Source organism: Halalkalibacter oceani (assembly GCF_023715605.1).
GTDB lineage: Bacteria > Bacillota > Bacilli > Bacillales > Bacillaceae_D > Halalkalibacter > Halalkalibacter oceani.
Genome location: NZ_JAMBOL010000006.1, coordinates 33,051 through 49,768, shown reverse-complemented (window position 1 = coordinate 49,768; position 16,718 = coordinate 33,051). Strand labels below are relative to the sequence as shown.

Sequence of the window (16,718 nt, the reverse complement as noted above, 5' to 3'; positions counted from 1 at the left end):
GCCTTACATTTTTTCCGGTGCAGAGACGCCAACGAGTGTTAGGGCGTTTTTAATCGTAATTTGCGTCGCTTTCATTAACGCAAGCCGGGCGCTCGTCGCTTCTGCATTGTCGGCATCGATGACGCGTTCGGCATTGTAAAAGCTGTGCAGCGTCGAGGCTAGTTCATGCACATAATTCGTAATCCGGTGCGGGATTTGCTTTTCGGCCGCTTCCGCCACGACAAGCGGGAAGTCGCCAATCGCTTTTAACAGGTCATACGCCTTCTCGGAATTGAGCACAGACAGATCGGTCGCCTCATCGAAAGTAAAGCCGGCTTCTGCCCCTTGACGAAGCATGCTGCATACGCGGGCATGAGCATACTGCACGTAATAAACCGGGTTTTCATTCGATGTCGATACCGCCAGATCCATATCGAAATCAAGCTGAGTATCAGCGCTGCGCATCGCAAAGAAATAACGGGTCGCATCAATGCCGACTTCCTCCATCAGGTCACGCAACGTTACCGCTTTCCCCGTCCGTTTGCTCATTTTCACTTTTTCTCCGCCCTGATAGAGGCTGACCATTTGAATAATCTGGACTTCAAGCTGCTCCGCCTCATAGCCGAGCGCCTGGATCGCCGCCTTCATGCGCGCGATATAGCCGTGATGATCGGCGCCCCAAATGTTGATCAGCTTATCAAAGCCGCGCTTCATTTTATCCTGATGATAGGCAATATCCGGAGTCAAATAGGTGTACGAGCCGTCATTTTTGATCAGAACACGGTCTTTATCATCGCCGTACTCCGTTGTTCTAAACCAAGTCGCGCCGTCCTGTTCATATGTTTTTCCTTTATGCTTTAACACCTCGAGCGCTTCCTCGACTTTGCCGCTCTCGTATAAGGATGTTTCCGAGAACCAATTGTCAAACTCAACCCGGTATTCACGCAAGTCCTGCTTAATTTTATCAAGCTCCTTTTCAAGACCGTATTGACGAAGGAAGGCGTGGCGCTCTTCTTCCGATACATGGACGAATTTATCGCCGTATTCCTCAGCAAGCTGTTTGCCGAAGTCAATAATGTCCTGCCCGCGGTAGCCGTCCTCCGGCATGTCTTTCTCCAATCCTAACGCCTGATAATAGCGCGCTTCAAGCGAGAGTGTTAAATTGTCAATCTGATTTCCGGCATCATTAATATAATATTCCCGTTCCACGTCATAGCCGGCCTTCGCCAAAATATTGCAAAGTGCATCGCCGACGGCCGCACCGCGCGCATGACCTAAATGGAGGGTGCCCGTCGGGTTCGCCGAGACAAACTCAACCTGAATCCGGCTGCCACCTCCGACGTTCGTCTGCCCGTATGTATCGCCTGCCTTCAGCACGGCCGGAACGACTTCGCGCAAATAACGGTTGTCCATAAAGAAATTAATAAAGCCAGGGCCGGCAATTTCGACCTTCTCTATCGCTGCGGCCTGATAGTTCAGCTTTCCGACAAGCTCTTCGGCGATGACCCTAGGGGCTTTTTTAGCGATCCGGGTCAGCTGCATTGCCATATTGCTCGCATAATCACCGTGCGCTTTCTCTTTCGGTGATTCAAGAATCACTTCCGGAATTTGCTCTTCCGGCGCAAGACCGGCTTCGACGACGGCCTTGATGATTTCCTCTTTCAACCGTTGTTTGATTTGTTCTACACTGTTCATCTACTCGTGTCCTCCTCTAGTGTCAATCGTACCGTATGCTTTCCAGTCGCCTGACCTTGCAGCTCAAATTGATACGTCAGGTCGATTCTTCCTTTGACCTTCCCCGCCGGCCACTGGACAAACACTTTCTCAGTCGCCGCCGTCGTCTCCCATGAAGCCTCCGGGGTTACATAACGGCCAACTGTTGTTTCTCCGGCAATAAACGTTTGGCGCATTAAAATGACCCCTTGACGAATCAAAATAAGCTCGCGGCCATTCCATTTCATCGTCGTTTGGATCGTTTCATTATTCAATACTTCTTCAAACCGCAAATAATCATGTTTCCCTTTATGAAAGAGTTCTCCTCTTGTTGTAAATTCATAGGCATCTGTGTGATCTTGATGGTCAATCCTTGTTTGAAATCGCATTTTAATTGATCGCTGAATCGCTTTTTTCATGCCCCGCACACCTTTCTCTGTTCAAGTTTAGCGAGTTTACAAGGCAGTTGCAAGCAGTGCTGTGATCTTTTCTGAAAAGGAAAAAGAGAGGGGGCTGGGACAAAAGGTTGTTCTTACCTTTTACCCAGCCCCTAAGCAATGTTTGAAGCGGGCGATCGAAAACACGCCCTCTTATTTCACCCAGCCAAGCAGCATTTCGCGGACAAATTTGCTGGCTGCGATTTGCGTTTGTTCTGTCGGGTCATAGGCAGGCGCGACCTCAACCAGATCCGCTCCAATCACCGTTATATCCGAGTTGGCAATCGCCGTTATCGCTTCAAGCAGCTCCTTTGACGTAATCCCGCCGGCTTCGGCCGTGCCGGTGCCCGGCGCATGAGCCGGATCAAGAACGTCAATATCAATCGTCACGTAAACCGGACGGTTCGCCAATGTCGGCAAAATTTCTTTTAATGGCTCGGCGACTTCAAACTTCGCCATGTACATCCCGGCGTCCTTCGCATATTGAAATTCTTCGCGCATGCCGGAGCGGATGCCAAACGAATAAACATTTTGCGGGCCGATCAGCTCGCACGCCTTACGAATCGGTGTGGAATGGGAAAGAGGTTCCCCTTCGTATTCTTCTCGCAAGTCGGCATGGGCATCGATATGGATAATCGCCATCTCCGGGTACTTTTTCGCCATTGCTTTGAAAATAGGCCACGACAGCAAATGCTCTCCGCCAAGACCAAGAGGAAACTTTCCATCCGCAAGCAGCCGGTCAACGTACTCCTCAACCATATCAAGGCTGCGGGCCGCGTTACCGAACGGCAGCGGAATATCGCCGGCATCGAAATAGTTGACGTCCTCTAAATGCCTGTCCAAATACGGGCTGTATTCTTCCAGTCCGAGAGAAGCCTCGCGAATCCGTGCGGGACCAAAGCGGGAGCCGGGACGGAAGGAGACCGTCCAATCCATCGGCATGCCGTAAAGAACAGCCCGGCTTTCTTCATAGCTTGGCTTGCTCATAATAAACACTTTACCTGAATAGGCTTCGTCAAAGCGCATCCTTATCTCCCCTTACTTCACGAGATCAGCTACAAACTTCGGCAAAACAAATGCCGCCTTATGAAGCTCTTTCGTATAATACTTCGTTTCTATGTCGTGAAAGCGGCTCTCTTCCACAGCAAGCGGATCGTGACGCTTTGAACCGATCGTAAATGTCCACAGCCCGCTTGGATATGTCGGGATATTCGCCGTATACAGACGGGTAATCGGAAAAATATCCTGGACGTCGCGATACACATTTTTGATCAATTCCTGATGAAACCACGGGTTGTCCGTCTGCGCGACAAAAATACCGTCCTCTTTCAACGCTTTTGAAATTCCTTCATAAAATCCTTTTTCAAACAGCTTCACTGCCGGTCCGACAGGCTCCGTAGAATCAACCATAATGACATCATAGGCATCCTCCGCCTTGGCAATATGCATAAAGCCGTCATCGACTTGAACATCGACGCGCGGATCATCCAATGCCCCGGCAATCGACGGCAAATATTTCTTCGAATACTCAATCACTTTTCCGTCAATTTCAACTAGAGTCGCTTTTTCGACGGACGGATGCTTCAGCACCTCACGGATCACTCCTCCGTCCCCGCCGCCGACAACGAGAACATGCTTCGGCTCAGGATGGGTAAACAACGGAACATGAGCGACCATTTCATGATAAACAAATTCATCCTTTTCCGTTGTCATCACCATTCCATCAAGGACAAGCATATTGCCAAATTCCTCGGTTTCGATAACATCCAGCTGCTGAAAGTCCGTTTTTTCTGTATGAAGCGTTCGCTTGATTTTTGCTGTAATCCCAAAACGCTCTGTCTGCTTTTCTATAAACCATAATTCCATGACAATCACCTCGTTCAAATACTGATCCTCTATTATAGCGTTTACTTAATTATGTTACTTATGTGAAACAAGTCGAAAGCCGTTTTTTGTTACGAAAAAGAAAGTTTTTCAGCAGCTTCCCCTGACCTGCTGTCTTCAACAAATGAAAGTATAAAGCAATAAGGTAAAAAAGCAAGCAAAATTTCTATGTCTTCTGTTGCTTCTGATGTTTAAAACCTACTGTTTCTACCAAAACTAGAAACGTGTCCACTAGATTAGTGACGAAACTAAGAATGAGGTGACGAAATGGAAGTCATCATAAACCGCCGAATTAGACGCAGACGGCGACTCGTACGGCTGTTTTTTCGCCTCTGTTTACTGGGGCTTGTTTTCCTGGCAGCAAGTGCGGTCGCGCTGCTTTCTTATACGAAAATGCAAGGGCCTCCCCCCTTAAATGTGTCGCAAACGACTGTCTATTACGGAGCTGATAATACGCCAATCGGCGAAAGGCATCACGGCGAGCACCGTTATTGGGTCGACTTATCAGAGATTTCGCCTGATGTGATCGACGCCACGATTGCCGTCGAGGACCGCCGCTTCTATCAGCATTTTGGCTTTGATCCGCTCCGGATCGGCGGGGCCATCATTGCCAACATCCGCTCCGGTTCGAAATCACAGGGAGCGAGCACGATTACACAGCAGTACGCGCGCAATCTTTATTTAAGCCATGACAAAACATGGAAACGCAAATGGAATGAGCTGTTATATTCCCTACGGCTGGAAATGAATTACGAGAAGGATGATATTCTTGAAGGCTATTTAAATACGGTTTACTACGGTCACGGGGCTTACGGCATCGAAGCGGCAGCCCGCCATTATTACGGCAAATCGGCCAATCAGCTCACGTTGGCCGAGGCGAGCATGCTTGCCGGTATTCCAAAAGGACCAAGCTATTATTCTCCCCTCTTTCATTATGAACGGGCCAAAACACGGCAGGGCATTGTTCTGCAATCGATGGTCGAAAACGGCAACCTGACACAGGTGGAGGCCGATGAAGCCCATCTTGAACCGTTGACTTTCACCCATGAACAGCTCGAACGCGAGGCTGTCATCGGCCCGTATTTTCAGGACGTTGTCGAAGAGTTGCTCATAGAAGAGGCCGGGCTTGATCCCGCCTTGTTCGAAGCGGGCGGACTTAGCATTTACACAACGCTTGACCCTGACATGCAGAAAGAAGCGGAGAGCTGGGTCGAGAAGGAAATGCCCGATTCCGAGCTGCAAACCGCGCTCGTGGCGATGGACCCGCGCACAGGAGATGTGAAAGCATTGATCGGCGGAAAAAATTATGCCGACAGTCCGTACAATCGCGCCACGCAGGCGAAGCGGGCCCCCGGCTCCGCCTTTAAGCCTTTTCTGTACTATGCGGCGCTCGAAAACGGCTTCACTCCCGCGTCAACCTTATTAAGTGAGGAAACAACGTTCACATATGATGACGGACGGGCGACGTACTCACCGAAAAACTTTCAAAGTGTGTACGCTGATGATTTTATTACACTCTTGCAGGCAATTGCTTTCTCCGATAATATTTATGCGGTGAAAACCCATCTGCTGCTTGGAACCGACAAAGTCATCGAAGTCGCGGAAAGGCTTGGGGTTACATCGCCATTGCGGGAAATTCCTTCTTTGGCGCTCGGCACGTTACCGGTTGATGTCGTCGAGATGGTTCGGGCGTATAGCGCCTTTGCCAATGGCGGAAAAAGGGTCGAACCGCGCTTCATCCGCAAGGTGGTCGATGCGGAGGGGAATATCCTGTTTGAAGCTGAGCCGCACCTCGCCCAAGTTCTCGATCCGAAGCTGGCTTTCATTTTAACCGACCTGATGACCGGAATGTTTGATCCTTATTTGAATGCTCACACCTCTGTCACAGGCGGTTCGGTTGCCCATTTAGTCAATCGGCCAGTCGCCGGAAAGTCGGGTTCGACCTCGACCGACAGCTGGATGATCGGCTATGCGCCTCAGCTCGTTACCGGCGTCTGGGTCGGCTACGATCAAGGACAAACACTCGAGCATGCCACGGAAGGGCAGATCGCCAAGAAAATTTGGGCCAATTTTACTGAGCATGCACTGGAAAAGCAATTAAAGATTCCGTTCCAGCAGCCGGAAGGAGTCGTCGCTGTCGAGATGAACCCGCAAAACGGCTTACTCGCAACAGCTGACTGCCCGACTCACCGCGTCACTTATTTTGTGGAAGGGACCGAGCCGACAAAGCCGTGCCCGCCACCCGCGCCCGACGGGGAAGAAGTGGAAGCGATCGATGAGGCGACTCATGAAAAGGAACATATCATTAACCGTTTCTTTAAATGGTTTCAGCATGACTGAGGCCGATGCCTTTCCTTGTAAAAAAAGAGTGCCCCAAAAGCTAAAGCTTTTGGGGCACTCTCGTGTCCTAGTATAAATGTGCTTTTATACTGCCTTTAAGTTTACTCGCTCTAGCCAAAAAGCTCAAGAGGGCGCACCAGTGTTCAAAAATCGTTCAAAGTTAGGCTATTTTAGGGGTTTACAATCCTCTTCTAAGCTGATTCTTCTCCCATGAGCGCTTCGTGCAGCTCTTTTTCAGAATGAAGCCACATTTGCTCGCTATGTTTTTTTAAGAAGTCAGCGAGAATCGCTTTTGACTTTTGATCCATATGCTCCACCATAATTTTCCCTTTCAGCGCCTTATCCATTTTATTGACATGCTCGGGCAAGCTTTTATAGCCGCGGCGGATTTCTTTATCAACCGTCATCTCGCATCCTGTCACGCCGGCGTAATACGGCTTGCCTTCTTTATACTGGATGGCTACCCATACGAGCCAGTAGAGCTTGCCGTTTGGCACCTCTTCCTTGTTCGGAAGGAATTTGATCCGCTTTTCAACGGCTGAGCGAGCATGCAGCGCCCCCATATCGACGAACGCTTCCCCTTCTGCCGGGTCGACGAAAACCGGCGATACATTATCAAGATTCAGCACACCGGCCCCATACCCACCATGGCCGGAGGTCGAATCCCCACTTAAAATATTAAAGCCGCTGCTTTTCTTTTTCTTCAGATTATCGTCATTCAGTAAATCCATCTATGTCACCCTTTCCTATTCCTGCCTTAATTAAATTCTACACAAAATGACCTCCCATATGCTAGTCTTAAGATAGCGTTTTCTACTTCCCTGCTTTTATGCCTGATAAGACGTAAGCGCAGCGGCAAGAAAAACGGATGGAATACATATTTTCCCAATAGGAAAGGAGGCTGTTTTCATGCCAATCGTAACTGTAAAAATTCTTGAAGGCCGTTCTGATGATCAAAAGCGGGCACTCGTTGAAAAAGTGACTGAAGCGGTCACCAGCTCAATCGACGCTCCAGCTGAGCGCGTCTCAGTCGTAATTGAAGAAATGAAGAAAACCAACTTCGGCGTCGCCGGCGTAAGAAAGTCGGACGAATAGAAGAGAGGCTGGGCCAAAAGGTAAAGAATACAACCTTTTAGTCCAGCCTCTTCTTGCCTTACATGCTGATTTGTTTCAATGTCGTCTTTTTACTCCGTTGCCATTGCAGCAAACTGACGACAATAATGATCGTAAAGCCGATGATATCCTGAATAAAGTTTGGATTCATGAATAACAGAGACCCCGCAAAAAGCACGATCCGTAACGGCCACGGCATCTCGGTAAATAAATAGCCCTCCGCTGCCGTTCCAAGCATGATCACTCCTGTCACCGATGTTATCACGACGACAAGCCCTTCGACAAAAGTTGTGTTCAACAGTAAAAGCGCATCATTGTAAACGAACATATACGGGACGATAAATCCGGCGATCGCCAATTTCATCGAAACGAACCCTGTCTTCATCTGCTCGCCACCCGAGATCCCGGCTGCGGCAAAAGCGGCCAGCGCGACAGGCGGAGTAATGTTGGCAAACAAGCCGAAATAGAAGACAAACAGATGCGCTACAAGCGGCTCAATGCCCATCGAAATAAGCGCCGGAGCGGCCATCGTCGCTGTAATAATATAGGTTGGAATACTTGGCAGTCCCATACCGAGAACGATACAGGCGATCATCGTAAAGACGAGCGTCAGCAACAAACTCTCGCCGCCGAGAGTGACGATGCCATTGGCCAGCTTCAGGCCGAATCCCGTCATCGTCGCCACACCGACAACAATCCCGACGCAGGCGCAGGCAATTGCCACCCCAATCGAGGTTCTCGCCCCTTGCTCCAGCGCTTCAATAATATCCTTCAGTGACATTCTCGTCGTTTTTCGCAGCATCGCCACGAGAATCGTAACGAGAATCGTCAGCAGCGCTGAATAAATGATCGTCCGCCCGCTGAAAAATAGCATATACATTAAGAACATCAGCGGAATCAGCAGATGCCCTCGCTCCTTTAGCACTTCCAGCACACGCGGCAGATTTTCCTTTGATATCCCGCGCAGCCCTTGCTTTGTCGCCCGCAAATGAATCTGGACGATAATTCCTGTGTAGTAAAGCAAGGCAGGCAGCAGCGCGGCAAGGGCGATCTGGCTGTATGGAATCCCAAGCGTTTCGGCCATAATAAACGCCGCCGCACCCATGATCGGCGGCAAAATCTGTCCGCCGACCGAAGCTGATGCTTCCACTGCTCCGGCGAAATTGCGGCTGTAGCCGATTTTTTTCATTAACGGGATCGTAAATGAGCCGGTTGTGACGACATTGGCAATTGCCGCGCCATTAATACTTCCGAGAAAGCCACTGGCAATGACCGCCACTTTCGCCGGACCGCCTTTCGTCTGACCGGCAACCGCCAAGGCGAGATCATTAAAAAACTGCCCCATACCTGATTTCGACAAAAAGGCACCAAATAAAATAAAAAGAAAAATATACGTCGCCGAGACGCCGATCGCCGTACCGTAAATCCCTTCTGTCGTCACATACATGAAATTGACCAATTCATCCCATGAATAGCCGCGATGGCGAAAGATTCCCGCCATCTCTCGGCCAAACAAACCGTATAAGAAGAAAAGTACGGCGAGCAGCGGCAAGCCCCAGCCCGTGACTCGGCGAGCCGCTTCCAATACGAGCAGAACGAGCAGCGCTCCAAACAGAAGATCAAGCCCATTAGGCAGGCCACCGCGATTTACGATGCCTAAGTAATCGACGAAAATATAAACCGACGTCGAGATTGCACAAAGCGCAAAAATGATATCGTAAAACGGCAGCTTCGTCCGGCTTGCCTTTTTAAAAGGCGGATACAGCAGAAAGACAAGCGTTAAAATCGCGGCCACGTGCAGGGAACGATGCTGGAGCGTGACTGGCGTTCCGAAATAGGATGTGTACATATGATAAAGCGAAAGCGAGATCGCCAAAATCGATACAAGCAAAGTGGCGATTTTACTGGAATGAGTGCGAACCCTTGATTCGCTGTCGTATTTTTCTAAAAGCTCCTGCTGGTCATCGGACAGCTCAGCTTCTTTTCGATTCGTCTGCTCCATGCTGGTCACCTCTTCTCTATCACGCTTTTTTAATTCGGGAGAGCCCTGATTTCTATTTTTTCAAAATGCGGCAAATCTTCTGCCTGAAAAACCGGCTCCCCGTCCACCATCAGTTCAAATCCGACATGATGTGAATGGATCCAGCGCAAGGCATCGATTCGTTCATCAAGATTGCGAACGATCACCTCACCATGTTCAACAGTCATTTCCCCTTTTTGATGAGGAACACCGGCACCAAATGACTGAAAAGCCGTTTCGATCAGCTCCAGCTCCCCATCGTCTGTCAGCTGATAGGTTTCCCTCCACGGAGTATGCTCGACAGAGTGAACCCACATTAGCGAAAATGTGTCGCCCGCTTTCAGGTGCTGCACTTCTTTATATATTTCGTAATTTTCCTGATGCTGCACGACGAGGGTCATCTCTCCGCTGTCCGCGCACGCTGTTAAGCAAAGTAAGACGATGAAAAGCCTGCCTTTCATTGAGGAAGCTCCTTCCAAAGATAATGTGGAACAATTTCAAGGGGAAGCTGCAAAGTGAACAGTGAAAGCGTGGTTCTCCTGCCCACTTTGGGCAGGGTAGAACCGGCGCGCCTCATTTTTGGCTTCAGGCAAATCCGCCGCCCTACTCCAAAGCCCCGACTTCCTTCAAGTAGCGCTCAGCACCAGGGTGAAACGGCACAGGCATCCCGACATCGACTGTCTCCAGTGAAATGTCCTGAGCGGCATTGTGAGAGCCTTGAATGGCTTCAAGGTTTTCAAATAATGTTTTCGTAATTTCATAGGCGGCATCCTCGGAAAGATCATTGGAGATCAACAATAAATTTGTAATCGCCGCTGTCTGGATCTCTTCTTCATTGCCGTACACATCAGCCGGGATCACTTCCGATGTAAAGAATGGATACGTATCGATCAAATAATCGAGCGCTTCCCCTTCAATCGGCAGTACCTTCGCGGAATGAGTCGTATCAAGATCAATGACGGTCGCATTCGGAACACCGCTCGTCACAAAAGCAGCATCAATCATCCCATTTTTAATCTGATCAATCGCCTCGCTATAAGAAAGATAATCCTCCTCGATATCGTCATAGCTTAATCCATACGCTTCCAGCACCATCCGCGCGTTTAACTCAACCCCTGAATTCGCCGCCCCGACGCCAACGCTTTTACCGGCTAGGTCGGCAATGCTCTCAATCCCGGAGTCCTCTGTCGTGACAACTTGAACAAAATTCGGGTACATCGCCATCAGTCCTCTCAGCGATTCAATCGGCTCCTCTCCTTCAAACGCGCCATTGCCTTCATACGCCTGCAGCACCGCATCGGCCATCGTAATTGCCAATTCGGCCCGCTCTGTATTAAGCAAATTAATATTTTCGACAGAAGCGCCCGTCGCCTGTACGGATGAATCAACGCCTAACTCCGTTTCGAGAATGTTCGCAATCGCCCCGCCAATTGGATAATAGACGCCCGACGTTCCACCGGTTGCGACCGTGACAAACAAGTCCTCCAGACCGCCGGCCTCGCTCTGCTCAGCTGTCGGCTCTCCTCCCTCCGTCCCTGCAGGCTCTTCACTTCCCCCACAGGCCGCAAGCAGCAAAGATGACATTACCAATAAACTTAAAAACTTCTTCATCTCGTTTCCCCTTTCGTTTTATAAAAGTATTGGACACCCTCTTTTTTGCAATAATCATGCCAAGTCAAAAAACAGCGCCCCCATTTGGAAACGCATACATTTCCACCGCTAAAAAAGCGGAAAAAAATTCCGGTCTGCATTTTTTTCCGCTTTTTCATTTAGCGATGCTCATACTGCTTTAATTTATCGCGCAGGCTGCGTTCGCTGATTCCTAGCATATGCGCCGTTTTCTTGCGATGCCCTTTGTTCGCTTCCAGCGTCGCCAGAATGAAATGCTTTTCGATCTCCTTTAACGGCAGCCCGATAAAGCTTTTATACAGCCCGTTCTCCCCGTTTGAAGCGTGATTGATTTTCCTAACCTGATTCGGCAAATCCGTCGCCTCGATATACTCGTCATCGGCCAACACCATCGATGATTCAATAATATTGGACAGCTCACGAATATTGCCTGGATACTCATAATCAAGCAAAATTCGCTGGGCCTGCTTCGTCAGTCCCTTTACATTCAAGCCCATCTCCTCGTTAAACTGCCCGATGAAATGCTTAATTAAATACGGGATATCTTCCTTTCTTTCTCTTAAGGCCGGCAACGGCACCTTAATTACATTCAACCGAAAATAAAGATCCTCACGGAATTCGCCTTTTCTCACTGCTTCGTCAAGATTTTTATTGGTAGCGGCTATCACCCGGACATTAAGTTGAATTTCCCTGTTCGACCCAAGCCTTGTGACAACCTTCTCCTGCAGGACGCGGAGCAGCTTCACTTGCAGGGCAAGCGGCATATCCCCGATTTCATCGAGAAAGATTGTTCCTCCATTTGCCTGCTCGAACTTTCCTTTTTTGCTTGAAATCGCCCCGGTGAACGCCCCCTTCTCGTAACCAAATAACTCACTCTCCAGCAACTGGTCCGGTATCGCCGCGCAATTTACCACCTCAAAGTGGGCCTTTTTTCTTTTGCCCGAGAAGTGAAGCGCTTTAGCGACAAGCTCTTTGCCCGTCCCGCTTTCCCCGGTTAGTAAGACGTTGGAGTCGACCTCTCTCACTTTTCCAATCAGGTGAAAAACCGCCTTCATCGCTTTGCTTTTGCCGATGATCCCTTCATAGCTGTACTTTTTCTCCAGCTCCTGACTTAAAAAATCGACCTGCTCGTTCAGATGCTGGTAGCGGAAAGCCTGCTCAATCACGGAATGAAGCTCTTCGATATTGATCGGTTTCGTCAAATAGGAGTACGCTCCCTCCCTGACCGCCCGGACAGAGGTCGCGATCGTCCCGTAAGCGGTGATCATTAAAACGATCGTTTTCGGGCTGACCTCCTTTATTTGCCTCAGCACGTCAATCCCGTCAATCTGCCCGATTTTTAAATCGAGCAGGCAGAGGTCGTAATGGTCATGTTCAAGCCACGTTACTCCGACTGACGGGTCTGTCGTCGTCATGACCTCATACTTGTCCTCCAGCGCAAACGCAAGCGAGGAGCAAATGGCCGCTTCGTCATCAATGATTAAAATTCGTTTCATCGCGCCGCCTCCTTTTCCATCGCTTTTAAAAATGTTAGCGTAATCGTCGTCCCTGCTCCTTTTTCACTATTGATCTCCAGCTCGCCGTTGTTTTCCTTTATATATTGGCTGGCGATCGCCAGTCCGAGTCCGGTCCCTTTCGCTTTCGTCGTATAAAAGAGCTTCAACGCCTGTCGACGCTCATAGTCATCCATTCCTTCCCCGGTGTCGGTCACTTGAATGCAGACGCTTGGGCCTTTTTCAAATGCCGCGAGCTGCAAGAGAGCCTTCTCCTGCTCATCTCCACTGTTTATCGCGTCCAGACCATTAATAATTAAGTTGATCAGCACTTGCTTCAGCTGATTGGCATCGGCCTCGATCCAGAGGTTGCCCTCCGTTGTGCATTGCATCGTAATTCCTTTATGAAGCGCCGTTCGCTCAAATAGAATCAAACATTCCCGAACAACCGCAGCGGCATCGATTCGTTCTTTATTCAGCCGGGCCGGCTTCGTATAATCGATCAACCCTTGAATTAGCTGATTCATCCGCTCAATTTCCTGAGGGACATAGGCCGAAATTTCATTTTGAAAGCGCGCGTTATTGTATTTATGGGGAATCAGCTCCACAAACGTTTTAATCGAGGTTAACGGATTGCGGATTTCATGTGCAATCCCGGCAACGATCCTACTAAGCTCTTCATTTTTTTCCCGCTCAAACAGCTGAAGCCTCAGCTTATGTTCCTCGGTAATATCCTCAAATGTCACAATCAGCCCGATCACTTGTTTTTCAAAGTTTTTTAACGGATAAATATAATAGCGTAAATAATACGTATTCGTCTCATTTTTTTGCCAGACGGCTTCCTCGCCCAGTATTAAATTGTCCGGGCGCAGCACGTCGGCAAACCGGCCTTCCAGCAGCAGGTTCAGCAATGGAATCTGAGCATAATGTCTGCCGGCGACAGATTGCCGCTCACCGGAAATCGTGTGCGCTTTTTGATTAAACGACGTGACGAGCCCGGCAGCATTAATCGTCGCGATCCCTCTTGGGCTGCTGTTTAAAATTTGCTTTTGAAACTCGTCGCTGTTTTTGATTTCAGCCATTTTCTGTTCAAGCTGGACATTCATCTTTTGCAGCACATTCGTTTTCTTCGCCACCTCCCGCTGCAGCTGCTTGTTCCAGCGCATCCCCAATAAGAATAAGGCCGTCGCCACGAGCAGCAGTCCGCCGATAATTTGCAGGGCCAGCCACAGACGGCCCTCAAGTTCGCTTTCCCTTTCAAACCAGGCTTCATAGATGAGACTGTACGTACCATCGGCTTTCATCTCGCGAATCGCTTCGTTGATCCTGCTCAGCAGCTGATAATTTTCCTGCTGAACAGCCATCGTATAATCAACAGGCAGTAAATAATTTCCGACGATTTTATAGTCATCCTCCAGCCCTCTGGCTGCCAGCACATATTCCGCTGTCAGCACGTTTCCGACAAAGGCGTTCGCTCTTCCTTTCAGCAACAGCTCAAGGGCCGTGACCTGGTTGCTGGCGACATGATACTGAATGCTGCGAATATTACGGAGAAAATCATATTCCAATGTGTCCTTTTGCAAGGCTGTCACCGCATCGGTCAACTCGGCAAGTCCTTCAATCGTTTCGTTATCGCGGTGGACGATCAGACCGATCGACGTCGTTAAAATCGAATCCGAGAACTCCATCATCCCGGCATGCTCCTCGTTAAAATAGGCGCTCAGCAAAATATCAAGCTCATTATCTTTCAGCTGCCGGACTCCCTCAGACTGTGGAACAGGCACATACAAAATGTCCTCACTCATCCTGGAAGCGATTTCATTCATCAGGTCAACAGCAAAGCCTTGAGGTTGCCCATCAACCGCGAAATGTACAGGAGGGAATTCCGGGTCATAGCCGACGACTAAGCGCCTTTCCTCAGCCGCTCCCACCCTCCCGCTCATAAGCAAAAGAAGCAGGGCCGTGATAAGTATACTAGTTTTTCCCACGCTTTCCAGAGACCTCCCTTCTTTTTTAATCCTAGTCGATTGCCCGTTTATTGACAATCATTATATTTGCATAAAAATAGAGGCTTGGCAAAGGTAATCAAACAACCTTTTGCCAAGCCTCTAAGCTAGTTTTGTTTCAAGCCCCAAAACAAGGCTTCGCTAATCTTGATGCGTCCCTTATGTAGTTACTTTGACACTGACTCTTTCAAAACACCAATAAAATCATAAGCCTGGTCAATTTCTTCTTCGCGGTAATTTTGCTTGCGCTTTAAAGTAAATACCTTTTCCTCGACTTCCTCACGCGGCAGCTCCTCAAAATATAGTAACGTCGAGACAAGCTCGAGAAAGCGGGAGCTCTGCTCGTTTAACCGGGCGGCCAGCTCTCTCACATCCGGCTGCTCAAATTGATATAATTCCAAAAAGCGTCTGCCTGATTCAGATAGCTGATATCGGTACTGATAATAGTTGCCTTTATCTTCTCTCGTTTCCGTCATAAATCCGAGGTTGCACAGTTCCTCCATTCGCAATGACAGCTCTTCTGAATAAGGGCCGAACATATGAAAGGTGTAACGCTCAGAAAAAGGCATGTCCAGCTTTTTCGCGATGTAGATCATTTTTTGCAGTTTTTTTCTCCCGACGACCTCGCCGACCTGCAAGAAAAGGCTCATGACATTGGCATGGTCCTTCAGCAATGCCAACCCCTCCTCCCGTTATGGATTTAATAATTCACGAATCTGCTGCTTACTCCGCCGATGCTCCCCTTCGTCGCTCAGGCAATCATGCGGAAAATACAATTTATGATCCGTGCGCTTCTTTCCTGATATCGCTTCAACGACCTCCGACTCACGCGAAAGCTCGCGGATCTTTCCATTCGGTAAAATAAGATGAATCGGCACCCGTTCTTCCTCTTCGCCAGGCCTGTAGAAATCATAAGGCAGATCAGACGAAGAATCGATCACCAGGTAATAGTCAGGATCAAGCTCCGCTTCACGAAACAGCTCCTGCAGCTTAGGCCAGTCATTCATCCGCTGATTCGGGTCAAATTCGACATACTTGAAAAGACGCCTATTAAGGAATCTTACACAAAGATCACGCAAAATGCGATCCTCTTCCTCCTGCCAAACTTGGAAATAATACAGGGTTATCGCTTCATCGAGCCTTAAATAGTCGCGCAAGCTCCCTTTTCCATGAAAAAAGGAAAGAAAGTGAACCGGCTGATGAGTAAAGGAATAGCCCGCGTGATACAAGGCTTTCACCCGCTTGAAAATTTGGCTCAAAATCACTTCCGCGCTGCGTGTCACCGGATGAAAGTAAACTTGCCAGTACATTTGATAGCGGCTCATAATATAATCCTCCACCGCGTGCATGCCGCTCTGCTTGATCACAACCTGATCTTCCATCGGCCTCATCACCCGCAAAATTCGTTCCATATCAAAGTGACCGTAGCTCACACCGGTATAGTAGGCATCGCGCTGCAAATAATCCATCCGGTCAGCATCAATCTGACTTGAAATGATGCTTGTCACCAGCTTATTGGAATAGGTTTTTTCGATGACATCAGCGACCGCCTTCGGAAACTCCGGGCTCACCCGCGCCAACACTTGATGAATTTCGGTGTCCCCCATGATAATCTCGCGCGTCCATTCCTCGTGGTCGGTATCAAATACTTTTTCAAAGGAATGAGAAAATGGCCCGTGTCCTACATCGTGGAGGAGCGCCGCAGCAAGTGCCAGCAATCGCTCATCCTCTTCCCAATTTGGCCGCCCTTCAAACACTTCAAGAATGCGGCGGGTAATTTCATAAACGCCAAGTGAATGATTAAAGCGCGTATGCTCAGCCCCGTGAAACGTCACATACGTCGTGCCGAGCTGCCTGATCCGCCGCAGACGCTGAAATTCCTTCGTGCCGATCAATTCCCATATCAGTTCATCTCTCACATGAATATAGCGGTGCACCGGGTCCTTAAACACTTTTTCTTCTTCTAATTGACGATAGTAAGGTTTAGCCATAGTTCCCTCTCGTTTCCATAGAGTCGTACCTTTATTATATACGAACAGGAACACATTTTGTTAGCGCGTTTCTCATTTCTCTTCTAAGAAAACCGCGTAGCGGCTTTTCTTAG

Annotated in this window: 14 protein-coding genes; 2 read left to right on the top strand and 12 right to left on the bottom strand. The window is 49.0% G+C overall.

Going from position 1 to position 16,718, the window contains the following annotated elements:
- Positions 1 to 3: 3 nt before the first annotated feature.
- From argS to speE, 4 genes are all read right to left on the bottom strand, one after another.
- Positions 4 to 1,674, bottom strand: coding sequence for an arginine--tRNA ligase (argS, locus tag M3202_RS09000; RefSeq protein ID WP_251223016.1), 1,671 nt, complete (start codon positions 1,672 to 1,674; stop codon positions 4 to 6).
- On the bottom strand, positions 1,671 to 2,111 hold the full coding sequence (locus tag M3202_RS08995) for a YwiB family protein (protein WP_251223015.1): 441 nt from the start codon (positions 2,109 to 2,111) through the stop codon (positions 1,671 to 1,673). Before M3202_RS08995 ends, argS begins: the two co-directional genes overlap by 4 nt.
- Before the next feature lie 171 nt (positions 2,112 to 2,282).
- Entirely contained in the window at positions 2,283 to 3,155 is an 873-nt protein-coding gene (speB, locus tag M3202_RS08990) for an agmatinase (protein WP_251223014.1), read from the bottom strand.
- Positions 3,156 to 3,167: 12 nt separating this feature from the next.
- The gene (gene speE / locus M3202_RS08985; protein WP_251223013.1) at positions 3,168 to 3,995 is read right to left on the bottom strand and encodes a spermidine synthase; all 828 of its coding nucleotides are present in this window, start codon (positions 3,993 to 3,995) and stop codon (positions 3,168 to 3,170) included.
- A gap of 285 nt (positions 3,996 to 4,280) precedes the next feature.
- Here speE and M3202_RS08980 point away from each other — a divergent pair, with 285 nt between their 5' ends.
- Positions 4,281 to 6,353, top strand: coding sequence for a transglycosylase domain-containing protein (locus tag M3202_RS08980; RefSeq protein ID WP_251223012.1), 2,073 nt, complete (start codon positions 4,281 to 4,283; stop codon positions 6,351 to 6,353).
- A 191-nt stretch (positions 6,354 to 6,544) separates the two neighbouring features.
- Here M3202_RS08980 and M3202_RS08975 read toward each other — a convergent pair whose 3' ends face one another.
- A complete protein-coding gene (locus M3202_RS08975; protein WP_251223011.1) occupies positions 6,545 to 7,084 on the bottom strand; it encodes a YwhD family protein in 540 nt (179 codons plus the stop codon).
- Between the two features lie 178 nt (positions 7,085 to 7,262).
- Here M3202_RS08975 and thmT point away from each other — a divergent pair, with 178 nt between their 5' ends.
- Positions 7,263 to 7,448, top strand: coding sequence for a 2-hydroxymuconate tautomerase (gene thmT, locus M3202_RS08970; protein WP_251223010.1), 186 nt, complete (start codon positions 7,263 to 7,265; stop codon positions 7,446 to 7,448).
- Between the two features lie 58 nt (positions 7,449 to 7,506).
- Here the strand turns inward: thmT and M3202_RS08965 are convergent, their stop codons facing one another.
- From M3202_RS08965 to M3202_RS08935, 7 genes are all read right to left on the bottom strand, one after another.
- Entirely contained in the window at positions 7,507 to 9,468 is a 1,962-nt protein-coding gene (locus tag M3202_RS08965) for a TRAP transporter permease (RefSeq protein ID WP_251223009.1), read from the bottom strand.
- Between the two features lie 29 nt (positions 9,469 to 9,497).
- Positions 9,498 to 9,947 (bottom strand): DUF1850 domain-containing protein, encoded by a 450-nt coding sequence (locus tag M3202_RS08960; RefSeq protein ID WP_251223008.1) that lies wholly within the window; start codon positions 9,945 to 9,947, stop codon positions 9,498 to 9,500.
- A 142-nt stretch (positions 9,948 to 10,089) separates the two neighbouring features.
- Complete coding sequence (locus M3202_RS08955; RefSeq protein ID WP_251223007.1) at positions 10,090 to 11,097, bottom strand: TAXI family TRAP transporter solute-binding subunit; 1,008 nt, start codon at positions 11,095 to 11,097, stop codon at positions 10,090 to 10,092.
- A 158-nt stretch (positions 11,098 to 11,255) separates the two neighbouring features.
- Positions 11,256 to 12,611: a sigma-54-dependent transcriptional regulator gene (locus M3202_RS08950; RefSeq protein WP_251223006.1), complete on the bottom strand. Its 1,356-nt coding sequence runs from the start codon at positions 12,609 to 12,611 to the stop codon at positions 11,256 to 11,258.
- Complete coding sequence (locus M3202_RS08945) at positions 12,608 to 14,596, bottom strand: transporter substrate-binding domain-containing protein (protein ID WP_251223005.1); 1,989 nt, start codon at positions 14,594 to 14,596, stop codon at positions 12,608 to 12,610. Before M3202_RS08945 ends, M3202_RS08950 begins: the two co-directional genes overlap by 4 nt.
- Positions 14,597 to 14,781: 185 nt before the next feature.
- Positions 14,782 to 15,288: a YwgA family protein gene (locus M3202_RS08940; RefSeq protein ID WP_251223004.1), complete on the bottom strand. Its 507-nt coding sequence runs from the start codon at positions 15,286 to 15,288 to the stop codon at positions 14,782 to 14,784.
- An 18-nt stretch (positions 15,289 to 15,306) separates the two neighbouring features.
- The gene (locus M3202_RS08935; RefSeq protein ID WP_251223003.1) at positions 15,307 to 16,605 is read right to left on the bottom strand and encodes an HD domain-containing protein; all 1,299 of its coding nucleotides are present in this window, start codon (positions 16,603 to 16,605) and stop codon (positions 15,307 to 15,309) included.
- Positions 16,606 to 16,718 lie beyond the last annotated feature (113 nt).